This window comes from Asticcacaulis tiandongensis (assembly GCF_006475605.1).
Lineage (GTDB): Bacteria > Pseudomonadota > Alphaproteobacteria > Caulobacterales > Caulobacteraceae > Asticcacaulis > Asticcacaulis tiandongensis.
Genome location: NZ_SSBC01000013.1, coordinates 1 through 833, shown reverse-complemented (window position 1 = coordinate 833; position 833 = coordinate 1). Strand labels below are relative to the sequence as shown.

The 833-nt window shown below is 58.0% G+C and carries 1 protein-coding gene; it reads left to right on the top strand.

What is annotated here, in order from left to right; all coding sequences use genetic code 11:
• The first annotated feature begins 63 nt into the window (after window positions 1-63).
• Window positions 64-821, top strand: a protein-coding gene (locus E5201_RS10875; RefSeq protein ID WP_140986133.1) for an IS5 family transposase whose coding sequence is annotated in 2 segments (ribosomal slippage) — window positions 64-397 and window positions 397-821 — 759 coding nt in all. Because the reading frame shifts where the segments join, the coding sequence is not laid out codon by codon here.
• Window positions 822-833 lie beyond the last annotated feature (12 nt).

Genomic DNA, 833 nt, shown 5'->3' with positions numbered 1-833 from the left:
TAGGCTCAGGACCCATTGATTTTGTTGTAGTGATCTGATTCATGCTCCTGAGGAGTGTGGATTATGAGTGACCTTTATTGGCTGACGGACGAGCAGATGGCCCGGCTTCAGCCTTATTTTCCCAAGAGCCATGGCAAGCCCCGCGTGGATGACCGCAAGGTGTTGAGCGGGATCATCTTCGTCAATCGCAATGGTCTGCGTTGGCGTGATGCGCCTGCGGCTTATGGGCCGCACAAGACGCTTTACAATCGTTGGAAACGCTGGAGCGAGGCTGGCATCTTCGTGCGGATGATGGAGGGCCTGTCTGGCGCTCAGACCGAACGCCGCACGGTGATGATCGACGCGACCTATCTGAAGGCGCACCGCACGGCTTCGAGCCTGCGGGTAAAAAGGGGGATGTGGGACGACTGATCGGTCGCACCAAGGGCGGCATGAACACAAAGCTTCACGCTGTCACCGACGCGAACGGGCGTCCGATCAGCCTGTTCATGACGGCGGGTCAGGTCAGTGATTACACTGGTGCCGCCGCACTGCTCGACAGTCTGCCCAGAGCGAAGTGGCTTCTGGGCGACCGAGGTTATGACGCAGATTGGTTCAGGGACGCTTTACAGGCCAAAGGCATCACCCCCTGCATCCCCGGGCGAAAATCTCGAACCGACCCCGTCAAATACGACAAGCGCCGTTACAAACGACGCAACCGAATAGAGATCATGTTTGGACGGCTGAAGGACTGGCGGCGTGTGGCAACCCGCTATGACAGATGCCCGACTGTCTTCCTGTCCGCCATCGCACTCGCTGCTACAGTGCTCTTCTGGTTATGAGTCCTGAGCCTA